General features: G+C 64.5%; 25 protein-coding genes. 8 read left to right on the top strand and 17 right to left on the bottom strand.

Annotated features, from left to right (window positions below; all coding sequences use genetic code 11):
- Window positions 1-8: 8 nt before the first annotated feature.
- The 8 genes from ABT392_RS08860 to ABT392_RS08895 all read right to left on the bottom strand — a co-directional run bounded on the left by ABT392_RS08860 (window position 9) and on the right by ABT392_RS08895 (window position 9833).
- Window positions 9-791 carry an ABC transporter ATP-binding protein gene (locus ABT392_RS08860; RefSeq protein ID WP_334276528.1) on the bottom strand — a complete coding sequence of 261 codons (783 nt, stop codon included), beginning with the start codon at window positions 789-791 and terminating at the stop codon, window positions 9-11.
- 9 nt (window positions 792-800) lie between these two features.
- A complete protein-coding gene (locus ABT392_RS08865; RefSeq protein WP_334276526.1) occupies window positions 801-1883 on the bottom strand; it encodes a branched-chain amino acid ABC transporter permease in 1083 nt (360 codons plus the stop codon).
- Window positions 1884-1896: 13 nt separating this feature from the next.
- Complete coding sequence (locus tag ABT392_RS08870) at window positions 1897-2826, bottom strand: branched-chain amino acid ABC transporter permease (protein WP_334276525.1); 930 nt, start codon at window positions 2824-2826, stop codon at window positions 1897-1899.
- 234 nt (window positions 2827-3060) lie between these two features.
- Window positions 3061-4368 (bottom strand): replication-associated recombination protein A, encoded by a 1308-nt coding sequence (locus tag ABT392_RS08875; RefSeq protein WP_334276524.1) that lies wholly within the window; start codon window positions 4366-4368, stop codon window positions 3061-3063.
- 27 nt (window positions 4369-4395) lie between these two features.
- Window positions 4396-6078, bottom strand: a complete 1683-nt coding sequence (locus ABT392_RS08880) for a cation:proton antiporter domain-containing protein (protein WP_334276523.1) — start codon at window positions 6076-6078, stop codon at window positions 4396-4398.
- 30 nt (window positions 6079-6108) lie between these two features.
- Entirely contained in the window at window positions 6109-6729 is a 621-nt protein-coding gene (gene lolA / locus ABT392_RS08885) for an outer membrane lipoprotein periplasmic chaperone LolA (protein ID WP_334276522.1), read from the bottom strand.
- On the bottom strand, window positions 6729-9104 hold the full coding sequence (locus ABT392_RS08890; protein ID WP_395385989.1) for a DNA translocase FtsK: 2376 nt from the start codon (window positions 9102-9104) through the stop codon (window positions 6729-6731). The genes lolA and ABT392_RS08890 overlap by 1 nt, the downstream gene beginning before the upstream one ends.
- Before the next feature lie 60 nt (window positions 9105-9164).
- Complete coding sequence (locus ABT392_RS08895) at window positions 9165-9833, bottom strand: Crp/Fnr family transcriptional regulator (RefSeq protein WP_282823098.1); 669 nt, start codon at window positions 9831-9833, stop codon at window positions 9165-9167.
- A 178-nt stretch (window positions 9834-10011) separates the two neighbouring features.
- On the opposite strand from ABT392_RS08895, the gene trxB reads away from it, so the two are divergent.
- The 3 genes from trxB to rpmG all read left to right on the top strand — a co-directional run bounded on the left by trxB (window position 10012) and on the right by rpmG (window position 11613).
- On the top strand, window positions 10012-10971 hold the full coding sequence (gene trxB, locus ABT392_RS08900) for a thioredoxin-disulfide reductase (RefSeq protein WP_334276521.1): 960 nt from the start codon (window positions 10012-10014) through the stop codon (window positions 10969-10971).
- Window positions 10972-11179: 208 nt separating this feature from the next.
- Window positions 11180-11413, top strand: a complete 234-nt coding sequence (gene rpmB, locus ABT392_RS08905; protein WP_268153841.1) for a 50S ribosomal protein L28 — start codon at window positions 11180-11182, stop codon at window positions 11411-11413.
- A gap of 29 nt (window positions 11414-11442) precedes the next feature.
- The gene (gene rpmG, locus ABT392_RS08910) at window positions 11443-11613 is read left to right on the top strand and encodes a 50S ribosomal protein L33 (protein ID WP_282823100.1); all 171 of its coding nucleotides are present in this window, start codon (window positions 11443-11445) and stop codon (window positions 11611-11613) included.
- Between the two features lie 76 nt (window positions 11614-11689).
- Here the strand turns inward: rpmG and ABT392_RS08915 are convergent, their stop codons facing one another.
- From ABT392_RS08915 to ABT392_RS08925, 3 genes are all read right to left on the bottom strand, one after another.
- On the bottom strand, window positions 11690-12187 hold the full coding sequence (locus ABT392_RS08915; protein WP_395385988.1) for a DUF3016 domain-containing protein: 498 nt from the start codon (window positions 12185-12187) through the stop codon (window positions 11690-11692).
- A gap of 104 nt (window positions 12188-12291) precedes the next feature.
- Window positions 12292-13512 (bottom strand): DesA family fatty acid desaturase, encoded by a 1221-nt coding sequence (locus ABT392_RS08920; protein WP_334276519.1) that lies wholly within the window; start codon window positions 13510-13512, stop codon window positions 12292-12294.
- Window positions 13513-13665: 153 nt separating this feature from the next.
- Window positions 13666-14925: an RsmB/NOP family class I SAM-dependent RNA methyltransferase gene (locus tag ABT392_RS08925; RefSeq protein ID WP_395385987.1), complete on the bottom strand. Its 1260-nt coding sequence runs from the start codon at window positions 14923-14925 to the stop codon at window positions 13666-13668.
- A 46-nt stretch (window positions 14926-14971) separates the two neighbouring features.
- Between ABT392_RS08925 and ABT392_RS08930 the strand changes: the two genes are divergently transcribed.
- Together ABT392_RS08930 and ABT392_RS08935 are read left to right on the top strand one after the other, a co-directional pair.
- Window positions 14972-15211: a DUF1653 domain-containing protein gene (locus ABT392_RS08930; RefSeq protein WP_395385986.1), complete on the top strand. Its 240-nt coding sequence runs from the start codon at window positions 14972-14974 to the stop codon at window positions 15209-15211.
- A complete protein-coding gene (locus ABT392_RS08935) occupies window positions 15208-15858 on the top strand; it encodes a DUF1345 domain-containing protein (RefSeq protein ID WP_395385985.1) in 651 nt (216 codons plus the stop codon). The genes ABT392_RS08930 and ABT392_RS08935 overlap by 4 nt, the downstream gene beginning before the upstream one ends.
- 3 nt (window positions 15859-15861) lie before the next feature.
- Here the strand turns inward: ABT392_RS08935 and purN are convergent, their stop codons facing one another.
- The gene (purN, locus tag ABT392_RS08940) at window positions 15862-16500 is read right to left on the bottom strand and encodes a phosphoribosylglycinamide formyltransferase (RefSeq protein ID WP_395385984.1); all 639 of its coding nucleotides are present in this window, start codon (window positions 16498-16500) and stop codon (window positions 15862-15864) included.
- Between the two features lie 50 nt (window positions 16501-16550).
- Here purN and trpS point away from each other — a divergent pair, with 50 nt between their 5' ends.
- Genes trpS through ABT392_RS08955 form a run of 3 tightly spaced genes read left to right on the top strand, consistent with a single transcriptional unit; the run spans window position 16551 to window position 19372 of the window.
- Window positions 16551-17570: a tryptophan--tRNA ligase gene (gene trpS, locus ABT392_RS08945; RefSeq protein WP_334276513.1), complete on the top strand. Its 1020-nt coding sequence runs from the start codon at window positions 16551-16553 to the stop codon at window positions 17568-17570.
- Window positions 17571-17585: 15 nt separating this feature from the next.
- Window positions 17586-18020: a DUF3717 domain-containing protein gene (locus tag ABT392_RS08950; protein WP_334276511.1), complete on the top strand. Its 435-nt coding sequence runs from the start codon at window positions 17586-17588 to the stop codon at window positions 18018-18020.
- Entirely contained in the window at window positions 18017-19372 is a 1356-nt protein-coding gene (locus ABT392_RS08955; protein WP_334276510.1) for an MATE family efflux transporter, read from the top strand. Before ABT392_RS08950 ends, ABT392_RS08955 begins: the two co-directional genes overlap by 4 nt.
- 73 nt (window positions 19373-19445) lie before the next feature.
- Here ABT392_RS08955 and ABT392_RS08960 read toward each other — a convergent pair whose 3' ends face one another.
- The 5 genes from ABT392_RS08960 to ettA form a co-directional block, all read right to left on the bottom strand.
- Window positions 19446-20501 carry an NF038122 family metalloprotease gene (locus ABT392_RS08960; protein ID WP_395385983.1) on the bottom strand — a complete coding sequence of 352 codons (1056 nt, stop codon included), beginning with the start codon at window positions 20499-20501 and terminating at the stop codon, window positions 19446-19448.
- Window positions 20502-20654: 153 nt separating this feature from the next.
- Entirely contained in the window at window positions 20655-22022 is a 1368-nt protein-coding gene (locus tag ABT392_RS08965; RefSeq protein WP_334276507.1) for an ATP-binding protein, read from the bottom strand.
- Window positions 22023-22148: 126 nt separating this feature from the next.
- Window positions 22149-22856, bottom strand: coding sequence for a response regulator transcription factor (locus ABT392_RS08970; protein WP_334276506.1), 708 nt, complete (start codon window positions 22854-22856; stop codon window positions 22149-22151).
- A 101-nt stretch (window positions 22857-22957) separates the two neighbouring features.
- A complete protein-coding gene (locus ABT392_RS08975; protein WP_334276505.1) occupies window positions 22958-23464 on the bottom strand; it encodes a Spy/CpxP family protein refolding chaperone in 507 nt (168 codons plus the stop codon).
- Between the two features lie 164 nt (window positions 23465-23628).
- On the bottom strand, window positions 23629-25293 hold the full coding sequence (ettA, locus tag ABT392_RS08980; protein ID WP_334276504.1) for an energy-dependent translational throttle protein EttA: 1665 nt from the start codon (window positions 25291-25293) through the stop codon (window positions 23629-23631).
- Window positions 25294-25412 lie beyond the last annotated feature (119 nt).

Raw genomic sequence — 25412 nt, forward strand, 5'->3', positions numbered from 1 at the left:
TCTTCTCGTCAGTGGGCCGCATGGGCACCCAGATAGGCCTCGATGACCTTCTCGTTGCGCTGCACTTCGGCGGGCGTACCTTCGGCGATCTGCTTGCCATAGTCCAGCACCGTGACGCGATCGCACAGCCCCATCACCAGCTTCACGTCGTGCTCGATCAGGAGGATGGTGCGGCCGTCGTTGCGGATGCGGTCGATCAGCTCGCGCAGCACGACCTTCTCGGTGGCGTTCATGCCAGCAGCCGGTTCGTCGAGCGCAATCAGTTGCGGATCAGTGGCCAGCGCGCGGGCGATTTCCAGGCGGCGCTGATCGCCATAACTCAGCGTACGGGCCTTGAATTCGGCCATGTGGCCGATGCCCACATAGTCCAGCAGTTCCTGTGCGCGCTTGGCAATCGCCGCTTCCTCGGCCTTGAAGCCAGATGTGCGGAAGATGGCGCCGAAGATGCCCGATTGGCTTCGCACGTGGCGGCCCACCATCACGTTCTCGAGTGCCGACATCTCGGCAAAGAGGCGGATGTTCTGGAAGGTGCGGGCAATGCCGGCCTTGGCCACCTGATGCACGGCCTGCGGCTTGTAGGCCTGGCCGCCCAGCTCGAACGAGCCGGCGTCCGGCGTGTACAGGCCGGTCAGCACATTGAAGAACGTCGTCTTGCCGGCGCCGTTCGGGCCGATCAGGCCATAGACCTGGCCGCGGCCGATCTTCAGCGCCACGCCGGACAAGGCCTGCAGGCCGCCGAAGCGCTTGGAGACGCCGCTCACGTTCAGAACGAAATCAGTAGTCGTTGTCATTTCAGCGCCTCAATTCGCAGCCTTGGGCGCGGCCTTGCCGTGCTCGGGCGCAGGCCACAGGCCTCGCGGACGCAGCAGCATCACGCCGATCATGGCCAGTGCAATCAGGAGCTGGCGCAGGATGGCGGCATCAAGCCGGCCATCGCTCATCTCCTGCAAGGGGCCGGCCACATAGCGCAGCACTTCCGGCAGGGCCGCCAGCAGCAGCGCACCCAGCACCACGCCCGGGATGTGACCGATGCCGCCCAGCACGACCATGGCGACGATCATCACCGACTCCTGCAGGCTGAAGGACTCGGGCGAGACAAAGCCCTGGAAGGCCGCGAACATCGAGCCGGCCACGCCGCCGAAAGTCGCCCCCATGCCGAAGGCCAGCAGCTTCATGTTGCGGGTGTTGATGCCCATGGCCTTGGCCGCGATTTCGTCTTCGCGGATCGCCATCCAGGCGCGGCCGATGCGCGAGGTCTCGAGCCGGTAGCAGATCAGGATGCTGGCCAGCACCAGGGCCAGGAACAGGTAGTAGTACTGCGTGATCGGCGGCACCGTGAAGCCCATCAGCTCCAGCGGCTTGCTGAGGTCGTAGCCCCAGAAATGGATGCCGTCGATCTCACCGATGCCGCGCGGGCCGTTGGTGACGTTGTCCAGGTTGTTCATGAACACCCGGATGATTTCGCCGAAGCCCAGGGTCACGATGGCGAGGTAGTCGCCGCGCAACTTCAGCGTCGGGGCGCCGAGCAGCACGCCGGCCAGCGCCGCCAGCGCCGCGCCCGCCGGTATCAGCAGCCACAGCGGCATGTGCACGCCATTGGGGAAGGCGGCGGCAAAGGCTTCAAAGTTCTGGCTCAACTGCGGGCTCGCCAGCAGGCCGAACATATAGGCACCGAGCGCATAGAAGGCCACGTAGCCAAGGTCCAGCAGGCCCGCATAGCCGACCACGATATTGAGGCCCAGGGCCAGCATCACGTACAGCAGGGCGAGGTCGATGATGCGCATCGGGCCGTTGCCCAGGCCCAGCGAGGCGCAGATGCCCGGCATCAGCAGCAGGGCCACGGCCACCACCGCATAGAGCACAAACTTGTTCTTGGTTTGCATGATCGTCAGCTCCTCAGGCCCGGTCCGCCACGCGCTCGCCCAGCAAGCCCGAAGGTCGCAGCGTCAGCACGAGGATCAGCGCCATGAAGGCAAAGATGTCGACATAGTTGCTGCCCAGCACGTCGCCGGTGATGTCGCCCAGGTAGTTGCCGCCGATGGCCTCCAGCAGGCCCAGCAGCAGTCCGCCAAGCATCGCCCCGGCCAGGTTGCCGATGCCGCCCAGCACCGCGGCCGTGAAGGCCTTCAGGCCGGGCGTGAAGCCCATCATGTGGGTGACCGAGCCATCCTTTGCAGCCAGCATCAGGCCGGCCACGGCAGCCAGCGCGGCGCCGATGACAAAGGTGGTCGAGATGATGAAGTCGGGCTTGACGCCCATCAGCGAGGCCACGCGCGGGTTCTCGGCCGTGGCGCGCATGGCGCGGCCCAGCTTGGTGCTGTTGACCAGCCACAGGAGCGCCGCCAGGATCGCCACGGTCAGCCCGAGGATCACGCATTGCGTCAGCGTGATCACGGCCGTGGAACCCGCGACCTGGTAATGCACATCGGGCAGCAATTGCGGGAAAGCCTTGGGATTGGGCTTCCAGATGATCATGGCCACCGTCTGCAGGAGCAGCGACATGCCCATGGCCGTGATCAGCGGCGCCAGGCGCGGCGCATTGCGCAGCGGCCGGTAGGCAATCTTCTCGATCACGAAGTTCAGGATGGTGCAGATGACTATGGCGCAGCACAGCGCCACGCCCATCATGGCCCAGCCGGGCATGCCGGTCTCGCTCAAGGCGCCGACCACACTCCAGCTCACCAGGGCGCCCACCATCAGGATTTCGCCATGGGCGAAATTGATCAGGTTGATGATGCCGTACACCATGGTGTAGCCCAGGGCCACCAAGGCATACATGCTGCCCAGCACCAGGCCGTTGACGACCTGCTGGATCAAGGTATCCATCGAACTCTCCCAATGGAGCCGCCCTTGTGGGGTAGCTCCCAGATTCTCACAAGCTTGCCCTGCGGGCCTAACTAAAACAAAGGCCCGCGTCTTGTGTATGGCGCGGGCCCAGCTCAGCCTTCAATCTTGCAGGCGAGCGGGATTGTAGGAGGCCAACAGACCCATCCCGTTCGTCAAAACCTGGTGATAACCCGCAGTCAAGGCCATGCCGGGGCGCTCCGCGCCGGCTGATCTTCAGTTGCCCTCGCCGGCCTCTTCATCGAGCTTGCGCAAAAAGGCAAGCTTCTCGCCGATCTTGACCTCCAGGCCACGCGGCACCGGCTGGTACCAGCGCGGCTCGCCAACGCCGTCCGGCAGATAGGTTTCGCCAGCCGCATAGGCATGCGGCTCGTCGTGCGCATAGCGGTATTCATGGCCGTAGCCCAGCTCCTTCATGAGCTTGGTCGGCGCGTTGCGCAGATGTACCGGCACCTCGCGGCTCTTGTCCTGCTTCACGAAGGCACGCGCTGCGTTGTAGGCGTTGTAACCGGCATTGCTCTTGGCCGCCACGGCCAGGTAGATGACGGCCTGGCCCAAGGCCAATTCGCCTTCCGGGCTGCCCAGGCGCTCGAAAGTCAGGGCCGCGTCGTTGGCGATCTGCATCGCCCTCGGGTCTGCCAGGCCGATGTCTTCCCAGGCCATGCGCACGATGCGCCGGGCCAGGTACCTGGGGTCGGCACCACCATCGAGCATCCGCGTCAGCCAGTAAAGGGCGCCATCCGGATTCGAGCCACGCACCGACTTGTGCAGGGCCGAAATCTGGTCGTAGAAGTTGTCACCGCCCTTGTCGAAACGGCGAGCATTGAGGCTCAACGCATTGCTGATGAACTCGGCATTGATCTCCGTGATGCCTGCGGCCCCGGCTGCCGTATTGCATTGCTCCAGCAGGTTGAGGAAGCGACGGGCATCGCCGTCTGCGTAGCCGATGATGGTGTTGACCGCCTGCTCATCGAAGTGCAGTTGGCCCAGCAACTTGTCCTGCGCCCGCTGGAGGAGCTGCCGCAGCTCTTCGTCCGTCAGCGACTTGAGCACATAGACCTGCGCTCGTGACAGCAGTGCCGAATTGACCTCGAAGCTCGGGTTTTCGGTGGTGGCGCCGATGAAGGTGAAGAGCCCCGACTCCACATGAGGCAGCAGCGCATCCTGCTGCGACTTGTTGAAGCGATGGATCTCGTCCACGAACAGGATGGTGTGCTTGCCCTGCGAAAGGAAATGCTGGGCCTTTTCCATCGCTTCGCGGATGTCCTTGACGCCCGAGAACACGGCCGAGAGCGCGATGAACTCGCACTCGAAAGCTGTCGCGGTGAGGCGCGCCAGCGTGGTCTTGCCCACGCCCGGCGGCCCCCAGAAGATCATCGAATGCGGCTTGCCCGACTTGAATGCCAGCCGCAGCGGCCTGCCTGCGCCCAGCAGATGGGACTGGCCGACGACTTCGTCCAGTGTCCTGGGCCGCAGGGCCTCGGCCAGCGGCGCTGCGGGTTCTTGGGAAAACAGGTCACGCATTGCCGCTACCTCGGTGGCTTCGAGCCATCACTGCTTGCCCAGTTGCGCCAGCGCGCGCTGGCCAAGGCTCTCTGCCAGCGCCTGTTCCGGCTGCAGCACCTCGCCGACATTGCTCTCGCGCAGGAGATTGGCCTCGTCTTCGCTGCGCGCGCACAGCAGCACCTTGATCGAAGGGTTGAGCTGGCGGGCGGTGTCGCACATGCGGCTGGCCTGCATGCTGTCGCCTGCAGTCACCACCAGCATCGCGGCACGCGCGATATGGGCCTGGATCAGGACGGCCGACTCGCTGGCATCGCCAACGACCGCGGGGAAGCCTTGCTCACGCAAGACCTCGACACGCTCGCGCTGGAGCTCGGCCACGACGACCGCCAAGCCCTTGGCGCGCAGCATCTGCGCCAAGGGTGCACCCACGCGACCGTGGCCGACCAGCACAACCTGCCCTTGCAGCAGCGCCGGGTCGACACTCGTGGGCAGCTCAGCCAGCGGGTCGTCGCGCTGTTCAAGCTTTCGGGCCAGCGCCGAGCGGCGAAGGATCCAGGCTTGCGCAGGAGCAATGGCCGAAAACAGCACCGAGTTCAACGCAATCGAGATCAAGGCACCGGCGAGCACCAGGCTTTGAACTTGCGCATCCACAAGCCCCAGACTGCGCCCGAGGCCGATCAGGATGAAGGAGAACTCGCCGATCTGCGCCAGGCTCGCGCCAACGGTGAGCGCCGTGTTGAGCGGGTAGCGCAGCATCAGCACCAGCGCCAGCGCCGCCAGCGTCTTGCCCACGATGATGACGCCGGAGACCAGCAGCACCTTGACTGGCTCTTCCAGCAGCACCCGTGGGTCGAACAGCATGCCGACCGACACAAAGAACAGCACCGCGAAGGCGTCTCGCAGCGGCAGCGATTCATCGGCCGCGCGGTGGCTGTATTCCGACTCGCGCAGCATCATGCCGGCGAAGAAGGCGCCCAGCGCGAACGACACATCGAAAAGCATGGCCGCGGCAAATGCCACGCCCACCGCTGCCGAGATCACGCACAAGGTGAACAGCTCACGCGAGCCGCTGCGTGCCACCGCAAACAGCAGCTTGGGCAGAGCGCGACGGCCGAAGATCAGCATCAGCGCGATGAAGCCGCCGACCTTTGACAGCGTGATGAGCACCGTCATCGCCAGGCCACTGCCCAGCGCTTCTCCACTCAGGAGTCCGGCCATCGGCGGCAGGAGCACCAAGACGAGCACCATCACCAGGTCTTCAACGACCAGCCAGCCCACCGCGATGCGGCCATTGGCCGTCTCGAGCAGGCCTCGGTCCTCCAGCGCGCGCAGGAGCACCACGGTGCTGGCAACGGAGAGCGCCAGCCCGAACACCAGCGCTGTGCCAAAGCCCCAACCCCAAACCCAGGCAAGACCTGCCCCCAAGGCAGTTGCCACAGCAATCTGCACAATCGCGCCCGGCACGGCAATGCGCTTCACCGAGAGCAGGTCGCCCATGGAGAAATGCAGGCCAACGCCAAACATCAGGAGCATCACCCCGATCTCGGACAGCTGGCTGGCCAGGGCCATGTCGGCCACAAAGCCGGGCGTGGCCGGCCCTATCAGCACGCCAGCGAGCAGATAGCCAACCAGGGGCGGCAATCGCAGCTTCAGGGCGGCGAATCCGAAGATCAGGGCCAGGCCGAAACCGGCGGCCAGGGTGGCTATCAGGCTGACGTCATGGGGCATCGTCGCCAGGGCTCCTTGCGGGTGGATGCGTCATTGTTCGATCAGGTCGGCACCGGCGGGCAGCTTGAAGCGGAACTGCTCGGCCGGGATGCTCGGGTTGGCAACGACGCCGGCAAATTCAAGCAGCGACTTCTGGCCAAAAGCATCGACGATCTCGATGGCCGCCAGCTCGCCGCTCTTGAAGGCAATGCGCAGGTTCTGGATGCTGCCCTCAGCCTGGCGCGGCGTTGCCAGCACCCAGTCAAGCCCCTTGTCGCTGGCCTGGGCCTTGAGAATGAAATCGCGTGCGACATTGCCGCCTGCGAGCAGGGCTGCCGGCGTGGCGCCCAGCGCCTGGTCGATCTTGCGGCTGCTGGCCTGGTTCAGGTCGGGGTCGAAGATCCAGACCTTCTGGCCATCGGCCACGATGGTCTGCTCGAAAGGTTTCAGGTAGACGAAGCGGAACTGGTTGGGCCGCTGGAACTCGAAGCTGCCGGAAGACTTCTTGGTGCGCTTGCCGTCTGGCGAAGTGACTGTCTGCGTGAAACTGGCACGGCCGCTCTTCACATCCTTCAGGAAGCTGTTGAGCACATCGACCGAATCGGCTTGCGCTGCGGCGGCGAGCAAGGACAGCGCCGCAAGGGCCAAGATTTTTCTGAGCAGCTTCTTCATCATTCCTCGCGCCGCGGCACGATCAGGTCGCGGCTGCCATTTGTGTTCATGGAACCGACCAGGCCCGACTTCTCCATCTGTTCCAGGAGGCGCGCCGCGCGGTTGTAGCCGATGCGCAGATGGCGCTGGACCAGCGAGATCGAGGCGCGCTTGTGCTGCAGCACGATGGCCACAGCCTGGTCGTACATCGGGTCGGCCTCGCCGTCAGACTGGCCTGGCGCCGGCGCTTCACCGCCCTCGCCGCCTTCCAGCACGCCGCCTTCGAGGATGCCTTCGATGTAGTTCGGCTCGCCGCCCTGCGCCTTCAGGTATTCGACGACGCGATGCACCTCGTCGTCGCTGACAAAGGCGCCATGCACGCGGATCGGCAGGCCCGTGCCCGACGCCATGTAGAGCATGTCACCCATACCCAGCAGCGCTTCGGCGCCCATCTGGTCGAGGATGGTGCGGCTGTCGATCTTGGAGCTGACCTGGAAGGACAGGCGCGTCGGGATGTTGGCCTTGATCAGGCCGGTGATCACGTCCACCGACGGGCGCTGCGTGGCCAGGATCAGGTGGATGCCGGCCGCACGGGCCTTCTGCGCGAGGCGGGCGATCAGCTCTTCGATCTTCTTGCCGACCACCATCATCAGGTCGGCCAGTTCGTCGATCACGACCACGATGTGCGGCAGGCGCTCCAGCGGTTCCGGCTCCTCGGGCGTGAGGCTGAAGGGGTTGCCAATCTTGTCGCCGCGCTCCGTGGCCTCGTCGATCTTCTTGTTGTAGCCGGCCAGGTTGCGCACGCCCATCTTGGACATCAGCTTGTAGCGCCGCTCCATTTCGCCAACGCACCAGTTGAGCGCGTTGGCGGCCTGCTTCATGTCGGTCACGACCGGCGCCAGCAGATGCGGGATGCCTTCGTAGACGCTCATTTCAAGCATCTTGGGGTCGATCATGATCAGCCGCACGTCGCGCGCCTCGGCCTTGTAGAGCAACGACAGGATCATCGCGTTGATGCCGACCGACTTGCCGGAGCCGGTGGTACCGGCGACCAGGCAGTGCGGCATCTTGGCGAGGTCGGCCACCATGGGCGCGCCGATGATGTCCTTGCCCAGGGCCATGGTGAGCAAGGAGGACGCATCGGCATAGACCTGCGAGCCGAGGATCTCGGACAGGCGGATGGTCTGGCGCCGCGCATTGGGCAGCTCCAGCGCCATGAAGTTCTTGCCAGGAATGGTCTCGACCACGCGGATGCTCACGAGACTCAGGGAACGCGCCAGGTCCTTGGCCAGGTTGACGATCTGCGAGCCCTTGACGCCGGTGGCTGGTTCGATTTCGTAACGGGTGATCACCGGGCCTGGCGAGGCTGCCACCACGCGCACCTCGACGCCGAAGTCGCGCAGCTTTTTCTCGATCATGCGCGAGGTCATCTCCAGCGACTCGGGCGTCACCGACTCCACGCGCAGCGGCGCCGCATCGAGCAGATCGACCTGGGGCAGCTTGGTGTCGGCCGGGTCGCTGAACAGCGTCTTCTGGCGCTCTTTGGCCACACGGGTGGACTTGGGCACTTCGATGACCGGCGCCTCGATGACGATGGGCACGTGCTCAGCGATCACTTCGCGCTCGCGCTCCACCTCAACCACCTGCTTGCGCTCCAGCACCGCCTGCTCGCCGACCTTCTGGTCTTCGGCCATCTCGCGGCGCTCCTGGCGGCGTTCGCGCAGGCCCTCGATCCAGGTGCCGAGCTGCTCGGCCAGGTTCAGCCAGGAGAACTTCAGGGCCAGTGAGGCACCGACCAGCAGCAATGCGATCCAGACCACGCCGGAGCCGGCAAAGCCCAGCGCCTTCATGCTCCAGGGGCCCAAGACGTAGCCCCAGACGCCGCCGGCATGGCCGGGCAGGCGCGGCTCCCAACCGTAGAGGCGGGTCCATTCCAGCGCACAGCTGGCAGAGATCAGGAGCACCAGGCCCAATGCAAACAGGCCGACACCCCGCATCGGATGTTCGGGGGCAGGTGTTGCCTCCTGCGCGCGCAGCACCCGGGCCAGCGAGCCCAGCCACAGCCGCAAGGCGGCCAGCATCAGCCACCAGGCCGAATAGCCGAAGCAAAAGAACAGGAGGTCGGAGAACCAGGCGCCGAGCGCGCCGACGCGGTTGGCGAACAGCTCGCGGCTGCCTGAAATCGAGAAAGCGGCGTCCGCGCGGTCATGGCTGACCAGGGCCAGCAGGGCCAGACACCAAAGGATGGCGCCAGCGATCAGCCACAGCGGCGTGCGCATCGGGTGCGCCGCCGGCGCGGGTGCTGGCGCAGGCTTTTTTCCTTGGCGTTTGTAAACCTTGTCAGCGGCCGGCGCAGCGTCGCCGCCACCCAGCAACGAACCTAATGGGAAGCTCATGCCGCCATTGTGGCGCATGAATCAGGGCCTCCCTCCCGGGAGGCCTCCGATGCGCCGCCATCAATCGTGCTGCAGGCGTTCCTTGATGACGACGGAGCCGTTCTCCAGCGTCTCGATCACGCCCTTGTCTTCCAGGTCCTTCATGACGCGGCTGACCATCTCGCGCGAGGCGCCGACGACCTTGGCCATGTCCTGGCGAGAAACCTTGCCGCGGATGATCTTGATGCCCTTCTCCTCCTCGGCCATGTCCAGCAGCGTGCGAGCGACGCGGCCGTACACGTCGAGCAGCGCAAGCGACTCGATCTGGCGGTCGGCGTTGCGCAGGCGGGCCACCAGGCCACGCAGGATGGCGTAGGACAGGCTGCTGCTCTCAGGCAGGCAGCGCGAAAACTCCATGCGGCCCAGCACCAGCATGTCGGTCTGCACTTCGGCACGGACGGTGGCCGAATGTGGCTCGTTGTCGATCAGGCTCATTTCGCCCACGTAGTCGCCGGGCTGAAGCACAGCCAGGATGACCTCGCGACCACGGCTGTCTGCCGTCAGCACGCGGGCGCGGCCATTCAAGAGAATGAACAGCGCATTGGATTTGGTGCCTTGCTCGACAATGACCTCGCCGCGCTTGAAGCGGCGCTTGACCACGCTGTCGGCAATCGACTGGGCCTGATCGGTGGTCAGCAGAGAGAACAGGGGCACCCTGCGGATCAGGTCCAGGTTCGACAGCATCGCCATATGAAAAGCCTCCGGGTTGGATGATTGAGCGATGACCTTGCTCAGGTTCGGGCAAGGGTCGCAGCCTAAAATGGGCGCATTGTGCCAACTGGTTCACGCATTCACATAGGGTTTAGGCCGTATAAGCGCCGGCCGACACCACTTGTGTGCGTTGCGAGCAACCCTATCTAGACATTCCATGACCCAGACCAACCAACATCACAAGCTGCTGATCCTCGGTTCCGGCCCCGCCGGCTACACGGCTGCGATCTATGCTGCGCGCGCCAACCTGCAGCCCACGCTGATCACCGGCATCGCGCAAGGGGGTCAATTGATGACGACCACCGAGGTCGACAACTGGCCGGCCGATGTGATGGGCGTGCAGGGTCCGGAGCTGATGCAACGCTTCCAGGAGCATGCCGAGCGCTTCAACACGCAGATGGTGTTCGACCACATCAACGAGGTCGATTTCTCCAAGCGCCCGTTCACACTGAAGGGTGACAGCGGCACTTACAGCTGCGATGCCCTCATCATCGCCACCGGCGCCTCGGCCAAGTACCTTGGCCTGCCGTCTGAAGAATCATTCATGGGCCGTGGCGTCAGCGGTTGTGCGACCTGCGACGGCTTCTTCTATCGTGGCCAGGAAGTCTGCGTGGTCGGCGGCGGCAACACGGCTGTCGAAGAAGCGCTGTACCTGAGCAATATCGCCAGCAAGGTGCACGTGATCCACCGCCGCGACAAGTTCCGCGCCGAGCCCATCCTCGTCGACAAGATGATGGCCAAGGTCGCCGAGGGCAAGATGGTGATGCACACCTTCAACACCCTGGAGGAAGTGCTGGGCGACCAAAGCGGCGTCACCGGCGTGCGCATCAAGAGCACGAATGACGGCTCGACCACCGAGCTCAAGCTGCAAGGTTGCTTCATCGCCATCGGCCACCAGCCCAACACCGACATCTTCAAGGGCCAGCTGGAGATGAAGGACGGCTATATCGTCACCAAGAGCGGCCTGAACGGCTTCGCGACGATGACCAGCGTGCCAGGCGTGTTCGCCGCCGGCGACGTGCAGGACCATGTCTACCGCCAGGCCATCACCAGCGCCGGCACCGGCTGCATGGCCGCGCTTGACGCGCAGCGCTACCTGGAAAACGCAGGCAGTTGATCGCGCCCGGTCCGCCCTTTGGGTATTCCCGCATTTGTGTGGCACAATCGCGGGCTTGCCTGCTGGATGGATCGCCCTCGCCCAGCAACGCTGCTTGCAGACCGCAAGTAGCGGCTGAACGGGTTTAGCAGGCATAGAGCGATCATGTGGTCGCAACGTCGAACGACGATGCGACTGGGTAGAAAGACATCAAACCGGAGAAGCGTCAATGGCACGCGTCTGTCAAGTCACGGGCAAGAAGCCCATGGTCGGAAACAATGTTTCCCATGCCAACAACAAAACCAAGCGTCGGTTCCTGCCGAACCTGCAATATCGCCGCTTCTTCGTGGAGAGCGAAAACCGTTGGGTGCGTCTGCGCATCAGCAACGCCGCTCTGCGTTTGATCGACAAGGTCGGTATCGACCAAGTCGTTGCCGATCTGCGCGCCAAGGGCGAGCTGTAATCGTCCACTAGGAAACAAGGAGAACTACCATGGCATCCAAAGGCGGACGCGACAAGATCAAGCTGGAATCCACAGCCGGCACCGGTCATTTCTACACCACGAACAAGAACAAGAAGACGACGCCCGAAAAGCTCGAATTCATGAAGTTCGACCCCAAGGCCCGCAAGCACGTCCTGTACAAGGAAACCAAGCTGAAGTAATTCAGCCTGGCGCTTCAAGCCTGAAGAAAAAACCCGCCGATGGCGGGTTTTTCTTTGGGCGCTTGGAAAACGGCAATCAGCGAGCAGCCGTCACCGTCTTGCCGAACTCGTCCTTGAACCAGTTGTCCAGCATGCGCTTTTCGAAACGAAGCTGGTCGCCCGGCGAATAGCGATTGAAGCGCTCCATGTAGCTCATGTCCGCCACATGCGACTTGCCTTCCTTGACCACCTTGCCGCCCTCGCTGAGCTTGTAAGTCAGGTCCATGGTCGGGATCGTGACCTGGCGCATCACCCGCAGATTGTCCATGCGCCGGCCAACGGGCTCTTCTTCACCGGCCAGATTGATGTCAGTCACTTCGATCACCAGGTCCTGCGAACCGCTCACAAACTTGGAGGCCTGGGCCACCAGGTGCCCTTCGATCAGCTTGAGCGTTTCATCGGGACGACCGCTCCAGCGGCCGATGTCGGCAAAGCCCTCCGACTTGACGAACTTGACGGTCACGGCCGCCTGGGCGCTTGCGGCGACCAGCAGGCCGGCAAGCAGCAATGGCTTGAGAATCAGCTTGACGTTCATGGGGCCCTCCTTGGCTTCATGCAGACAGCCAAAGTATAGGCAGCCGCCATGAAAAAGGCGCCGACTCGCGGCGCCTTTTACTTGCGTTAACGCTCCGGAAAAACTCAGGCCCGGGCGGCGCGCAAGCTCATCGAGAAGGCACGCAGTTCGGCGATGCCGCTTTCTTCGGCCTTGCGGCACCAGGCCTGCAGATCCGCCACCAGCTGCTCGGCCGAGACATTGGTGCGCGTCCACATCTGGCGCAGCTCTTCACGCATCGACACCAGCTTGTCCAGCACCGGGCTGGCAGCACGGGCACCGTCGATATCAGCCATGAAATCGGCCGGAATGAAATCGGTGTCGCGGTGCAGCCAGCGCTTGGCCAGCTTGAACTGGGCCCACTTGGCGCTGTGCTGCTCACCTTGCGCCTTCAGCTTGGCCAGCTCGCCAGCGCAAGCTGCCTTGAGGCCACGGCCATAGGCGGCCATCACCTCATAGCGATTGGCGATCAAGGCCTCCAGCGTCTGCTTGTCCGCCGGCTTGATCTCGCCGAGCTGCAGCTTGGGCGCGGTCTTGCGAACCTTGGCCCAGCCGATCATTTCCATGGCGCGGATGTAGCCCCAGCCGATGTCGAACTCGAAAGGCTTGACCGAGAACTTGGCCGACACCGGATAGGTGTGGTGGTTGTTGTGCAGCTCTTCACCGCCGATCAGGATGCCCCAGGGCGAGACATTGCGCGATGCATCGGGCGCCTCGAAATTGCGATAGCCCCAGTAGTGCCCGATGCCGTTGATCACGCCGGTCGCCCAGACCGGGATCCAGGCCATCTGGATCGCCCAGATGGTGGCGCCGATGGCACCAAACAGCGTCAGGTTGATGATCAGCATCAGACCCACACCCTGCCAGGAGAAGCGGGTGTACAGATTGCGCTCGATCCAGTCGTCAGGCGTGCCTGTGCCGTACTTGGCCATGGTCTCCATGTTCTTGGATTCGGCCCGGTACAACTCGACACCGGTCAACAACAGAGCCTTCAGGCCGCGGGTCTGCGGGCTGTGCGGGTCTTCCTCGGTTTCGCACTTGGCGTGATGCTTGCGGTGGATGGCGACGAATTCCTTGGTCACCATGCCCGTGGTCAGCCACAGCCAGAAACGGAAGAAGTGCGAAGGGATGGGGCCCAGCTCCAGCGCACGGTGCGACTGCGCACGGTGCAGAAAGATGGTCACGCCCAGAATCGTGAAATGGGTCAGGACCAGGGTATAGCCAACGATCTGCCAAACGCTGGCATCCAGCAGGCCGTAGCCCAGCCATTGCACGAGGGCGTCGCGAACAATCAACAACTCATTCATTCAGTCCAAACCTTTACCCAACGACGGGCGAAATATGTAGCGCGGATTGTAGGCGAGGTGCTCTAAATCGCCGAGCATGCGAACCTGCGGATCTCTTGAGAGAGATCAAGTCAAAACAATTGCCGGCCGCCAGCGTGAACAGTCGGCAACTCTTCAGCGCTTGGTCCAGACCGCAGCGAAGAAACCATCGGTCTGGTGCACATGCGGCCAGAGCCGCAGATAGCCCTCGCTGCACAGCTTTTCGGCGTCGGCAACCTGGGCTTTGGCCAGCAGTTCAGCGGCCGGCTGGAAGACGAAGTCCGGGTGCGATTCGGTGAAGGCACGCGCAATGCCTTCGTTTTCCTCGTCCAGCAGGCTACAGGTTGCGTAGACCAGCCGGCCGCCGGGCTTGAGCAGGCGGGCTGCGCTGTCCAGGATGGCGGTCTGCTTGGCTTGCAGCTCGGCAATTGCCTGCGGCGACTGGCGCCATTTCAGGTCCGGGTTGCGGCGCAGCGTGCCAAGGCCCGAGCAAGGCGCGTCGACCAGCACGCGGTCAATCTTGCCCGACAGGCGCTTGATGCGCTCATCGCGCTCATGGGAAATCTGCGCCGGGTAGACGTTGGACAAGCCACTGCGCGCCAGACGGGGCTTCAGGTTGTCGAGCCGGTGACCCGAGACGTCAAAGGCATAGAGCCGGCCGGTGTTGCGCATCGCAGCGCCAATGGCCAGGGTCTTGCCGCCGGCGCCGGCGCAGAAGTCCACCACCATCTCGCTGCGCTTCGCATCCAGCAGGAGCGCCAGCAGTTGACTGCCTTCGTCCTGCACCTCGACGCCGCCGTTGATGAAGATCTCCAGCTTGCTCAGAGCCGGCTTGCCTTCGGCCCGCAGGCCCCAGGGGGAGAAAGGCGTGGTGGTGGTGACGATGCCGTTCTTCGTCAATTGCTCCTGGGCTTCCTCGCGCTTGAGCTTCAAGGCATTGACGCGCAGGTCCAGCGGCGCCGCCTGATTCATGCTCTGGACGAGGCCGTCGAAACCCTCCTGACCCAGCCGCTTGAGCAGCGGCTCGGCCAGCCAGTCGGGCAGGTTGTGGCGCAGCTTGGGCGCGAGCGCGCTGCGGTCGATGGTGGCCATCTGGTCGAGCCAGCGCTGCTCCGGCTCGCTCAGGGCGCCACGCAGAAAGACTTCGCTGCCCTGCCAGGCCAGGAGCGCCAGGCGGCGCTCCATCGGGCCACTGCCGGACTGGGCCAGGTGCTGCAGCAGCAGGCGCTGGCGCAGCACGGTGTAGACCGTCTCGGCGAGCGTGTGGCGCTCGCGCTGGCCCAGGGTCTTGTTCTTGCGGAAATAGGCCGAGACGACCATGTCGGCCGGCGCGTCGAGTTTGAGGACGCCGCGCAGGAGCTCGCAGCACATGTCGAGAAGGGCATTAGGATGCATGGCCCGATTATCCCTGCCCGGCCCTTGTCGGTCGCGACCTGCCTGAATGAGCGACGATCTTTCACCCCTGCCCGACACGCCCACCGGCCTCTATCGCCACTACAAGGGCGGTGAATACGAGGTCATCGGCGTGGCACGGCACAGTGAAACGCTGGAGCCGTTGGTGGTCTACAAGCCGCTGTACAACGCCAGCGGGCTGTGGGTGCGGCCGCATTCGATGTTCTTCGGCACGCTGGAGATCGACGGCATCGAAGCGCTGCGCTTCACCCGAATCGGGTCTGCATGAGCCTGTTTCATCAGCTGCGCCTGCGCCCTCGCCTCCTGAGCGCCATCGGCGCCGGGCTGGCGCTGGTCTTGCTGTTGCCGGCGCCCTTGCCCACCATCACCCGTCTGCTGCTGGGCTGGACCAGCGGCGTCTGGCTCTACCTGCTGCTGGTCTTCCTCTTGATGCACCGGGCCGATGCCCATCACTTGAAGCAGCGCGCGCTGGCACAGGCGGACGGCGTGGTGGCCGTGCTGCTGCTGGCCGTCATTGGCGCACTGGCCAGCCTGGCGGCGATCGCGCTGGAGTTGTCGCAGTTCCGCCATGGCGTGTCGGTCGTCGATGGCTGGCCCTACCTGTTGCTTGCCGTTGCTACCGTGTCCGGTTCCTGGCTCCTTCTGCCGGCCGAGTTCGCGCTGGCCTATGCCAGCCTCTATCACCGCGGTGCCGCGCCCCACGGGCTTGAATTCCCGGGCAACGACAAGATGCCGGACTTCAGCGACTTTCTCTATTTCTCGGTCACGCTGGCAGCGACCTCGCAAACTTCGGACGTGGCCGTCAGCGCCCGCCCGATGCGACGCCTGGTGCTGGTCCAGGCCGTGCTTTCCTTTGTCTTCAACACCGGCGTGCTGGCCCTGACGATCAACATCCTGGCCAGTCTGATCAGCTGAAGGTCAGCTGAAGGACTGCGCTTCGCCGGCCAACTGGCGCACGACGCCGTTCTCGATGGCCAACTGGCCCTCGACGAACCAGCGCACCGCGCTCGGATACATGCGGTGCTCAAGCTTCAGCACGCGCGCCGACAAGCTTGCTTCATCATCCCCTGGCTGCACCGGCACCACGGCCTGCGCCACGATGGCGCCATGGTCCAGCTCGGCGGTGACGAAGTGCACCGTGGCACCGGAAAACTTGCAGCCCATCTCGATGGCTCGTTTGTGCGTGTGCAGGCCGGTGAAGGCCGGCAGGAGCGAGGGATGGATGTTGAGCATGCGCTCCGCATAGTGCACGGTGAAGCCCGGCGTGAGGATACGCATGAAGCCTGCCAGCACGACCAGATCCGGCGCGAAGCCGTCGATCACCCGCTGCAGCTCGGCGTCGAAGGCCTCGCGGCCCGGCTGGCCAGGGCCGAATGCCTTGTGGTCCACCACGGCCGTGGCAATGCCATGCGACTGGGCGAAGGCCAGGCCTGCCGCATCGGGCCGGTTGCTGATGACGGCCGCGATCTCGGCAGGCCACTGCTCGGCAGCCCGTGCGCGCACGATGGCCTCCATGTTTGACCCTCGGCCCGAGATCAGAATGACTATGCGTTTCATCGGCCGGCAGTGTAGCTGCCTACAATGCCGCTCCCCCTCCAAAGCCAGCCATGAGTGCTTCAGCAAACACCCCCAGCCAGACCCGGGAGCGCGTGCTCTCCGGCATGCGTCCGACCGGTGCCCTGCACCTCGGCCACTACCACGGCGCCTTGAAGAACTGGCTGCGGCTGCAGAGCACGCATGACTGCTTCTTCTTCGTGGCCGACTGGCACGCCCTGACCACGCACTACCAGCAGCGTGAAGACATCGAGCGCAATGTCTACGACATGGTGGTGGACTGGCTGGCCGCCGGTATCGATCCTGAGCAGGCCACGCTCTTCATCCAGAGCCGCATGCCCGAGCATGCCGAGCTGTTCACGCTGCTCGCGATGAGCACGCCCTCCTCCTGGCTGGAGCGCATCCCGAGCTACAAGGACCAGGTTGAAAGGAACCGTGAGCTTGCGACCTATGGCTTCCTCGGCTACCCGCTCTTGCAGGCGGCTGACATTCTGATCTACAAGGCCGCCGGTGTGCCGGTCGGTGAAGACCAGACTTCGCATGTGGAGGTCACGCGAGAAGTGGCGCGCCGCTTCAACCGCATCTACAGCCCCGACGCGCCCATCCTGCCCGAGCCGCAAGCGCTGCTCACCGAGACTTCGCGCCTCACCGGCCTTGACGGCCAGAAGATGAGCAAGAGCGCCGGCAACGCGATTGCAATGCGCGACACGCCGGAGGTGGTCGAGAGCAAGATCAACACCATGCCGACGGACCCGCAGCGCGTGCGTCGAGGCGACCCGGGCGATCCGGCGCACTGCCCGGTCTGGCCCTTGCACCAGGTCTATTCGGACGGCGACACGCGCGCCTGGGTGCAGCAAGCTTGCAAGACGGCCGGCATCGGCTGCCTGGATTGCAAGCGCCCCTTGATCGAAGCCATCCAGAAGGAACAGGCCCCCTGGCGCGAGCGTGCGCAGGAGCTGCTGGCCGATCCAAAAAAGGTGCACTGGATCGTCGAAGTCGGCACCGAGCGGGCCCGTGCCGTCGCCCGCAAGACACTGCGCGAGGTGCGCGGCGCCATCGGCCTGGCCTACTGAATACGACCTCAAGCCATGGCCGTCCTGCATCTCACCGACATCGAAGCCGCCATCAACTGGTGGCGTGAGCGCCGTCCGAGCAGCGACGGCGTGCAGGCCTGCAGCGAAGTGCGCGCGCTGGCCGAGGTCTATGGCGAGATGAGCTACTTCCATCAACGTTGCCGCGACGAAGAGGCCATGCCACCAGCCGCAATGGCGGCCTGGCTCACCTGGTACGAGAGTACGCCCGATGCGCCCTGCATCGCCATCTGCTCGACCAGCCAGGGCGACGAACTGTGCAAGGGCTGTGGCCGCACATTCGACGAGGTGCAGAACTGGCCGGTACTCACACCGGTGGAGAAACGCGAGACCTGGCAGCGCATCACGCAGGAGGCCACTGCCTGGCGCTTCAACCGCTATGCCGAGCGTGCGCTCGAAGGCCCGGGTTCGCCCGGCGGGGTCACGTCTTGACCGGCCTGCGCCACAGCCTGGCCCGCATCCTGCCGCTGGCGTGGCCGGTCTTCATTGGGCAGGCCGCGGTGCTGGCCTTTTCGACGGTCGACACGGTGCTGGTCGCTCGCTACTCGGCCAACGACCTGGCCGCGCTGGCAATTGGCGCGGCGGTCTACACCACGGTCTTCGTCGGCCTGATGGGCGTGGTGCTGGCGGTGATGCCCTTGGCCGGCCAACATTTCGGTGCGGGGCGGCTGCGCGAGGCCGGCGACGAGCTGCACCAGACGGTCTGGGCCGCGCTGGGGCTCTCGATCCTGGGCCTGCTCATCATGCTGGTGCCCGATCCCTTCCTGTGGATTGCCCAGGTGACGCCCGAGGTCGAGGCCAAAGTGCGCTCGTACTTGCAGGCCCTGTCGCCGGGGCTGCCCGCCGCCCTGCTGTTCACGGCTTACCGTGGCTTCAATACGGCCGTCTCACGACCCAAGATGGTGATGGTGCTGCAGCTGATCGGTCTGGTCCTGAAGGTGCCCTTGACGGCCGCTCTGATCCACGGCGCTGCCGGCTTGCCCGCCCTGGGCGTGGCGGGCTGCGGCATAGCCACCACAGCGGTGTTGTGGGCGCAGGTGTTCGTCGCACTCTGGCTCTTGCGGCGTGATCGGTTCTACGCCCAGTTCGGCCTGCTGGACGACCACGGCCTGCATCGCCCGCGCTGGGCCGCCCAGAAGGAGTTGCTCAAGCTGGGCGTGCCCATGGGCAGCTCGATCCTGATCGAGGTCAGCGGCTTCACCTTCATGGCCATCTTCATCGCTCGGCTCGGCGCAACAGCCGTTGCTGGCCATCAGCTGGCGATGAACCTGGTCTCGCTGATGTTCATGGTGCCGCTGGCGATGGCCAACGCCTCAGCCACCCTGGTGGCGCAGCGCGTGGGCGCTCGCGACCCGCAGGACGCGAAGCGCCTGGGCTGGCACGGGCTCATCACCGCCGTGGCGATCTCGACCTTCAACGGAGGGTTGATCTACCTGTGCCGCGAATCGGTGCTGGGGCTCTACACCAGCAACGAATTGGTGATTGCGGCTGCAATGCCGCTGCTGGTCTGGGTCTGGGTGTTCCATGCGGCCGATGCCGCGCAAACCGTGGCCGCCTTCGTCTTGCGCTCGCACCGCATCGCCACCGCACCCATGGTCGTCTACGCGCTGGCGATCTGGGGCGTGGGCATCGGCGGTGGCTACTGGCTCGCATTCGGCACCGCGCTGCCGAGCCTCAGCGGCGCTCAAGGCTTCTGGGCTGCAGCCACCATCGGCCTCGTGCTGGCGGCGAGTGGCATGACGACCGTGCTCGCTTGGGTGCACAAGCAGGAAGCATCAGCCTGAGCTGCAAGAAATAAGCCGCTTGATTGCTCAAGCGGCTCTTGCTGAAAGCAGACGCTCTCAAACAACCAAGCAATCAGGCGCGACGTTGCCCGCGACGCGAGCCCAGCAGCGCCAGCAAGCCCAGACCCGACAGCAGCAGGGTGGACGGGATAGGCACCGCAGCGGCCCGGTCCCAGCCAATGGCATCGAGGGCCATCAGGTCGTTCTCGGAAATCGACAAGAACTCGCCACGTGCAGCGGTCGGATCCAGGATGCCAATGCCCTGGTTGTCCTTCCAATGGCTGGCCTGGCGGCCGTCACCGCGTGTCACGCCGTTCGAGAACAAGGCGCCTTCTGTCAAGCCACGGTCGACGCTGAAGTACTTGTCACGATTGTCGGCAGTCCAATCGCTGACATTGGCCGCACGACTCTCATCCGACCAGCGGAACAGGTCCAAAGGCGACACATAGGTGAACGCATTCGAACCGAATGCTCCAGTCGAATTGGCGTCCATGGTGTCGACCCCACTGACAAACCCGAGCGCGTGCCCGATTTCGTGAACGGCGATGCCGACGAAGTCATAGGCAGCGGCCGTGATGCCATCGCTACCATCGTGGTCCCACGAGAAGCCGGTGCTGAACTGGATGAAGGCATCGCAATCAGTGCAGCCGCCCGAAACGCCACCAACCCCGAAGGTGTAGCCCAGTGCGCGTGCATTGGCAGCGGTGAGGCGAATCTGTGAGTTGTTGGCCGAGCCGTTGGCGTCAACAAATGGCGTTGCCGAGCCGGCACCGTTCGGGTTGTCTGAGGTCCGGTTCATCAGGAGGCCAAAGCTGGGGCCAGCCGTCAGGTTGGCAACTGCCGTGTCATCCAGTGCACTGGTGGCATCCAGCGCCAACTGTGCCGCCACACTGCTGTAGCTTCCGACCAACCGACGCGAACCCGCCTGCGCCAGGACGCCTGCATCGAGTGCACCGGTACCCACGGTCAGCTTGACGGTCACCGGATCAGAGAACTTGGCCGACCACATCGACGCAGCCGTGATAAAGGACTGCTGCTCCTGCAATGAGGTGCCGGCAATGAAGCTCAGTTGAAAGTCAAGTGCAAGGGCCGAAGTAGTACTTGCACACAAGGCGGTGGCCGCCAGCACGGTCCTGAGGAATTTCACGACGTCGCTCCAGAGATTGGTGAAGCGGGCGGAAGGCCTGCCTCGAAGAATCTGCAGTGTCCCCGCCACAAGCCAGTTTGAGGTCGTCAGTCGCGCAGCGCCCCCCGCGCTCGAGGGGGTATGGAAAACCCCAGGTCAACCCGGCCGAGAAGGGAGAACAAGCACGAAGCAGCTGCCGCCGCCCTCTCGTGCTTCGCAACGCACCGAGCCTTGGTGCCGCTGGGCAATCTGTTTGACCAGGCTGAGCCCCAGGCCTACACCGCCCGCCTGCTCGGCATGACCAGGCATGCGGAAGAAGGGCTCAAAGATGCGCTCGCGCATGTCGGCAGGCACGCCGGGGCCGCGATCGCATACACGCAACTGCACCTCGCGCAGATCGCGCTGCATCTGCAACTGCACTTCGCCGCCGCCATAGCGGCGCGCGTTCTCAAGCAGGTTGCGCAAGGCGCGGCGCAACAGTCGTTCCTCGCCCATCACGCGAACATCGGACATGCCATTGCCGACGTTCAGCTCCACGCCTAGCTGGGCCGCCTCTTCGGCCGCGACGCCCAGCAGGTCGACCGGATCCAGCTGCGGCGCGCCCGTGCCGCCCTCGAGGCGGCTGGCCAGCAGCACCTCCTCAACCAACGCATCGAGCTCACCGATATTGGTTTCGATCTCGCTGCGCAAACGCACTCGCTGAGCTGGCGAGGCTTCCTCGAACATCGAGAAAGCCATCTTCAGCCGCGCCAATGGCGAGCGCAACTCGTGGCTGGCATTGGCCAGCAGGCTTTGATGCGACCGCAGCAGCGTCTCGATCTGGCCGGCGGCCCGGTTGAAGCTGGCCGCCAGTCGGGCCACTTCGTCCTTGCCTTCGTCATCGACGCGGTGGCTGAGATTGCCCTCGCCAAAGCGCTCCACGCCGCGCTGCAGGCTTTCGAGTCGACGGGTCAGCCGGCGCACCACCGGGTAGGCTCCAACTGCGACTCCGAAGAAAAGAAGCACCAGCAGCAGCGCCAGTGCTTCACCGCCAAGGCGATGACTGAGCATGTTGAAGTTGAGCGGCGCGTCGTCCCGGCGAGGCGGCGGCTGGCGAGCGCCAGCTCCCTGCTGTGGTCCGCCGCCGGCAGCGGCACCCGGCGGGCGAAACTGTCGCATGATCACCAGGCTGCGGCCGTCTTCAAGATCGACAGCCAGGCGCCGCGCGCCGGGCTCATCCTCACGACGCAGGAATGAATCCGAAGCCGCGATTCGCTTGCCTTGTGCATCTTCGAGTGCAATGGCCATTCGCAGTCGCTGGCCCCATTCGCGCAGCGAAGCGGCCTGCTCCTCGCGCGGCGTGCTGGCGGCCGGCAATGCGCGATGAATCAGCAACGCTATCGCCGTGAGCCGCTCGCTGGCGGCAGCGTCGGCCGTTCCGCGCTCCTGTTCGATCTGATGCTGGAACAGCCAGGCCGAGCCGAAGGCGAATGCCGCAAGCACGACCACCACCGTCAGGTAAATCCGTAGGTAAAGCGCCTTCATACGATTGAACTTGCAACAGCGACGGGCCGCTCCCGAGCTGGAGCGCGACAGTCGTGATTGGGGCACCCACCAAACACGACGGGGTCCCCTCGGGGGGCCGCTTGGGTACTCACAGGCGAGGGGCTCTTATGCATCAGCGTCTTGTTTGCGGGCAAACACGTAGCCGGCCCCGCGCACCGTCAAGACACGGCGCGGTGCCTTCGGGTCATCTTCAATCAAGGCGCGGATGCGCGAGATATGCACGTCAATCGAACGATCAAAGGCATCGAGCGGATGGCCCTTCAGCGCATCCATGATCTGGTCTCGCGAGAGCACGCGGCCCGGGCTTTGCGCCAGCACGACCAGGAGATCGAACTGGTGACTGGTCAGATCGCAAGGCTTGCCGTCCAGGCGGGCCAGGCGCGCAGCCATGTCGATCTCGAGACGGCCGAAGCGCATCACCTCATCGTCGGACGCGCCCGGTTCGGCGCGGCGCAACAAGGCCTTGATGCGCGCCTGCAGCTCGCGTGGCTCGAATGGCTTGGGGAGGTAGTCGTCCGCACCCAGCTCCAGGCCAAGGATGCGGTCCATCGGCTCGCCCCGGGCCGACAGCATCAGCACCGGCAGGCGTTTCAGGCGCTGGCTCGCGCGCAGTTCACGGCAGAAGTCCAGTCCGTCGCCGTCGGGCAGCATCAGGTCCAGCACCAGCAGGTCGGGCATGGCGTCCTGCAAGGCCGCGCGGCCGGCAGCCAGCGAGCCCGCCACTGCCACCTCGAATCCGGCAAGGCTCAGGTAGTCGCCGACCATGGAAGTCAGACGGGCATCGTCATCGATCAGCAGCAGCTTGGTACTCATGGTCGCAGACAGGGCGCCGGCGCGGGACGGCTGGCGCTCCGTGCTGGCACCCCACGAGGGGCTGGTTTTGAAAGCTTCGAGCATAGCCCGTCCTTGCCGGCTTATTGCTTGGGCTTGGCGGCGCGCTCCTGCTGCGCATGCTTCATGTGCTCAGCCATGCGCGCCTGGCGCTTCTTCATCTTTTCGGCGAACTTGGCGCGCTGCTCAGGCGTCAGCACGCGGGCGGCGTCGACCATGGCTTGCGTCATGCGCTTGCTGGCGGCGTCATGCTGGGCCTGGGTTTGCTGGCGCAGCGTCTCGAAGGCGGCGGCGTCGATGGTCGGAGCGGCAAACAGCGCCAGGCCACGCTCGTGAAGCGCACGGCCGGCTTCATGCTGGGCCTTCAGATCGGCGGCAGCCGCCTTCATGATGGCCTGGATCTGGGTGCGCTGGGCTTCGGTGGCGTCGACCGCTTCCAGCACATGCTCCATGCGACCGAACGGCATCATGCCGCCAGGACCGCCGGGGCCGCCACGTCCATGGTGGCCCATCGGTTGCGCCTGGCTTGCAAAGGCAGCCAAGCCCAGCAGTCCGGCCAGGGCGAATCGCTTCAGGTTCATCGTGCTCATCACAGGTCTCCACAAGGGGTTGGTGTGTGAGCATGGTCGCCAGCGCGCGTATCCGTGACATGCCCTAGGGGTAAAGATGTGTGAACACCTTCGGCCCAGAGGCAAGCATGAGAAGCGTCCGTGCGGGGCCAGTTGCGAAACGGGCCCTTGCGGGCCCGTGATCATCAGCGGATCGGCTTGAAGCGCATGCGCTTGGGGCGTGCGCCTTCTTCGCCCAGGCGCCTCTTCTTGTCGGCCTCGTATTCATGGAAGTTGCCGTCGAAGAAGAACCACTGCGAATCGCCTTCGCAGGCGAGGATGTGGGTGCAGATGCGGTCCAGGAACCAGCGGTCATGGGAGATGACCATGGCCGAGCCGGCGAATTCCAGGAGCGCTTCCTCCAGCGCGCGCAGGGTTTCGACGTCCAGGTCATTCGAGGGTTCGTCAAGCATCAGGACGTTGCCGCCCTGCGCCAGCGTCTTGGCCAGGTGCAGACGGCCACGTTCACCGCCGGAGAGTTGGCCGACCATCTTCTGCTGGTCATTGCCCTTGAAGTTGAAGCGGCCGAGGTAGGCGCGGCTGGGCATCACGAACTTGCCGACGGTGATGTTGTCCAGTCCGCCGGAGACGTCCTGCCACACGGTCTTGTCGGACTCCAGGCTCGCGCGGCTCTGGTCGACGAAGGCCATCTTGGCGGTCTTGCCGATCTTGACGTTGCCGCTGTCCGGTTGCTCCACGCCTTGCAGCATGCGGAACAGCGTCGACTTGCCGGCACCGTTGGGGCCGATGATGCCGACGATGGCGCCCGCCGGCACCTTGAATGACAGGTTGTCGATAAGCAGGCGGTCGCCGAAGCTCTTGCTGACGTTCTCGAACTCGATCACTTCATTGCCCAGGCGCTCAGCCACTGGGATGAAGATTTCGTTCGTCACGTTGCGCTGCTGATATTCGACGTCGCTCAGTTCCTCGAAGCGGGCCAGACGCGCCTTGCTCTTGGCCTGGCGGCCCTTGGCGTTGGAGCGAACCCACTTGAGTTCTTCCTTCATTGCCTTCATGCGGGCGTCTTCGCTCTTCTGCTCCGACTCCAGGCGCTTTTCCTTCTGGTCCAGCCACTCGGAGTAGTTGCCCTTCCAGGGGATGCCATGGCCGCGGTCGAGTTCGAGAATCCACTCGGCGGCGTTGTCCAGGAAGTAGCGATCGTGGGTGATGGCCACCACGGTGCCGGGGAAGCGCTGCAGGAACTGCTCCAGCCACTCCACCGACTCGGCGTCCAAGTGGTTGGTCGGTTCGTCGAGCAGCAGCATGTCGGGCTTGGACAGCAGCAGGCGGCACAGCGCAACGCGGCGCTTTTCACCACCGGAGAGCACGCCGATCTGGGCATCCCAGGGCGGCAGGTTCAGCGCGTCGGCGGCCAGTTCGAGCTGCAGGTCGGTGTTTTCCGAACCGGCGGCAGCAATGATGGCTTCCAGCTCGCCCTGCTCGGCGGCCAGGGCGTCGAAGTCGGCGTTCTCGTCGGCATAGGCGGCATAGACCTCGTCGAGGCGCTTCTTGGCGGCCAGCACGCCGCCAATGCCCTCTTCAACGGCTTCGCGCACCGTCTGCTCCGGGTTCAGGCGCGGCTCCTGCTCCAGGTAGCCGATCTTGATGCCGGGCATCGGGATGGCTTCACCTTCGTATTCCTTGTCGACGCCGGCCATGATCTTCAGGATGGTCGACTTGCCCGAACCGTTCACGCCCAGCACGCCGATCTTGGCGCCGGGGAAGAAGGACAGCGAGATGTCCTTGAGGATGTGACGCTTGGGGGGAACCGTCTTGTTGACACGGTTCATCGAGAAGACATATTGCGCCATGGGGCTTCCTGGAATTGCTGGGGGATTTGATGCTGCAGGCGAGGCCTGCGCGCGCGGTGCCGGTGGCAAAGCGCTGAACGGCGCATTGTCGCATCCCGGAGCAGTCAGCCTTGCTACCG

The organism is Paucibacter sp. JuS9, from assembly GCF_044043925.2.
Classification (GTDB): Bacteria; Pseudomonadota; Gammaproteobacteria; order Burkholderiales; family Burkholderiaceae_C; genus JAUASW01.

Excerpts from the sequence above, each read along its gene's own strand:
- ABT392_RS08860 (WP_334276528.1), bottom strand. The coding sequence starts at position 791 with ATGACAACGACTACTGATTTCGTTCTGAACGTGAGCGGCGTCTCCAAG.
- ABT392_RS08865 (WP_334276526.1), bottom strand. The coding sequence starts at position 1,883 with ATGCAAACCAAGAACAAGTTTGTGCTCTATGCGGTGGTGGCCGTGGCC.
- ABT392_RS08870 (WP_334276525.1), bottom strand. The coding sequence starts at position 2,826 with ATGGATACCTTGATCCAGCAGGTCGTCAACGGCCTGGTGCTGGGCAGC.
- ABT392_RS08875 (WP_334276524.1), bottom strand. The coding sequence starts at position 4,368 with ATGCGTGACCTGTTTTCCCAAGAACCCGCAGCGCCGCTGGCCGAGGCC.
- ABT392_RS08880 (WP_334276523.1), bottom strand. The coding sequence starts at position 6,078 with ATGCCCCATGACGTCAGCCTGATAGCCACCCTGGCCGCCGGTTTCGGC.
- lolA (WP_334276522.1), bottom strand. The coding sequence starts at position 6,729 with ATGAAGAAGCTGCTCAGAAAAATCTTGGCCCTTGCGGCGCTGTCCTTG.
- ABT392_RS08890 (WP_395385989.1), bottom strand. The coding sequence starts at position 9,104 with ATGAGCTTCCCATTAGGTTCGTTGCTGGGTGGCGGCGACGCTGCGCCG.
- ABT392_RS08895 (WP_282823098.1), bottom strand. The coding sequence starts at position 9,833 with ATGGCGATGCTGTCGAACCTGGACCTGATCCGCAGGGTGCCCCTGTTC.
- trxB (WP_334276521.1), top strand. The coding sequence starts at position 10,012 with ATGACCCAGACCAACCAACATCACAAGCTGCTGATCCTCGGTTCCGGC.
- rpmB (WP_268153841.1), top strand. The coding sequence starts at position 11,180 with ATGGCACGCGTCTGTCAAGTCACGGGCAAGAAGCCCATGGTCGGAAAC.
- rpmG (WP_282823100.1), top strand. The coding sequence starts at position 11,443 with ATGGCATCCAAAGGCGGACGCGACAAGATCAAGCTGGAATCCACAGCC.
- ABT392_RS08915 (WP_395385988.1), bottom strand. The coding sequence starts at position 12,187 with ATGAACGTCAAGCTGATTCTCAAGCCATTGCTGCTTGCCGGCCTGCTG.
- ABT392_RS08920 (WP_334276519.1), bottom strand. The coding sequence starts at position 13,512 with ATGAATGAGTTGTTGATTGTTCGCGACGCCCTCGTGCAATGGCTGGGC.
- ABT392_RS08925 (WP_395385987.1), bottom strand. The coding sequence starts at position 14,925 with ATGCATCCTAATGCCCTTCTCGACATGTGCTGCGAGCTCCTGCGCGGC.
- ABT392_RS08930 (WP_395385986.1), top strand. The coding sequence starts at position 14,972 with ATGAGCGACGATCTTTCACCCCTGCCCGACACGCCCACCGGCCTCTAT.
- ABT392_RS08935 (WP_395385985.1), top strand. The coding sequence starts at position 15,208 with ATGAGCCTGTTTCATCAGCTGCGCCTGCGCCCTCGCCTCCTGAGCGCC.
- purN (WP_395385984.1), bottom strand. The coding sequence starts at position 16,500 with ATGAAACGCATAGTCATTCTGATCTCGGGCCGAGGGTCAAACATGGAG.
- trpS (WP_334276513.1), top strand. The coding sequence starts at position 16,551 with ATGAGTGCTTCAGCAAACACCCCCAGCCAGACCCGGGAGCGCGTGCTC.
- ABT392_RS08950 (WP_334276511.1), top strand. The coding sequence starts at position 17,586 with ATGGCCGTCCTGCATCTCACCGACATCGAAGCCGCCATCAACTGGTGG.
- ABT392_RS08965 (WP_334276507.1), bottom strand. The coding sequence starts at position 22,022 with ATGAAGGCGCTTTACCTACGGATTTACCTGACGGTGGTGGTCGTGCTT.
- ABT392_RS08970 (WP_334276506.1), bottom strand. The coding sequence starts at position 22,856 with ATGAGTACCAAGCTGCTGCTGATCGATGACGATGCCCGTCTGACTTCC.
- ABT392_RS08975 (WP_334276505.1), bottom strand. The coding sequence starts at position 23,464 with ATGAGCACGATGAACCTGAAGCGATTCGCCCTGGCCGGACTGCTGGGC.
- ettA (WP_334276504.1), bottom strand. The coding sequence starts at position 25,293 with ATGGCGCAATATGTCTTCTCGATGAACCGTGTCAACAAGACGGTTCCC.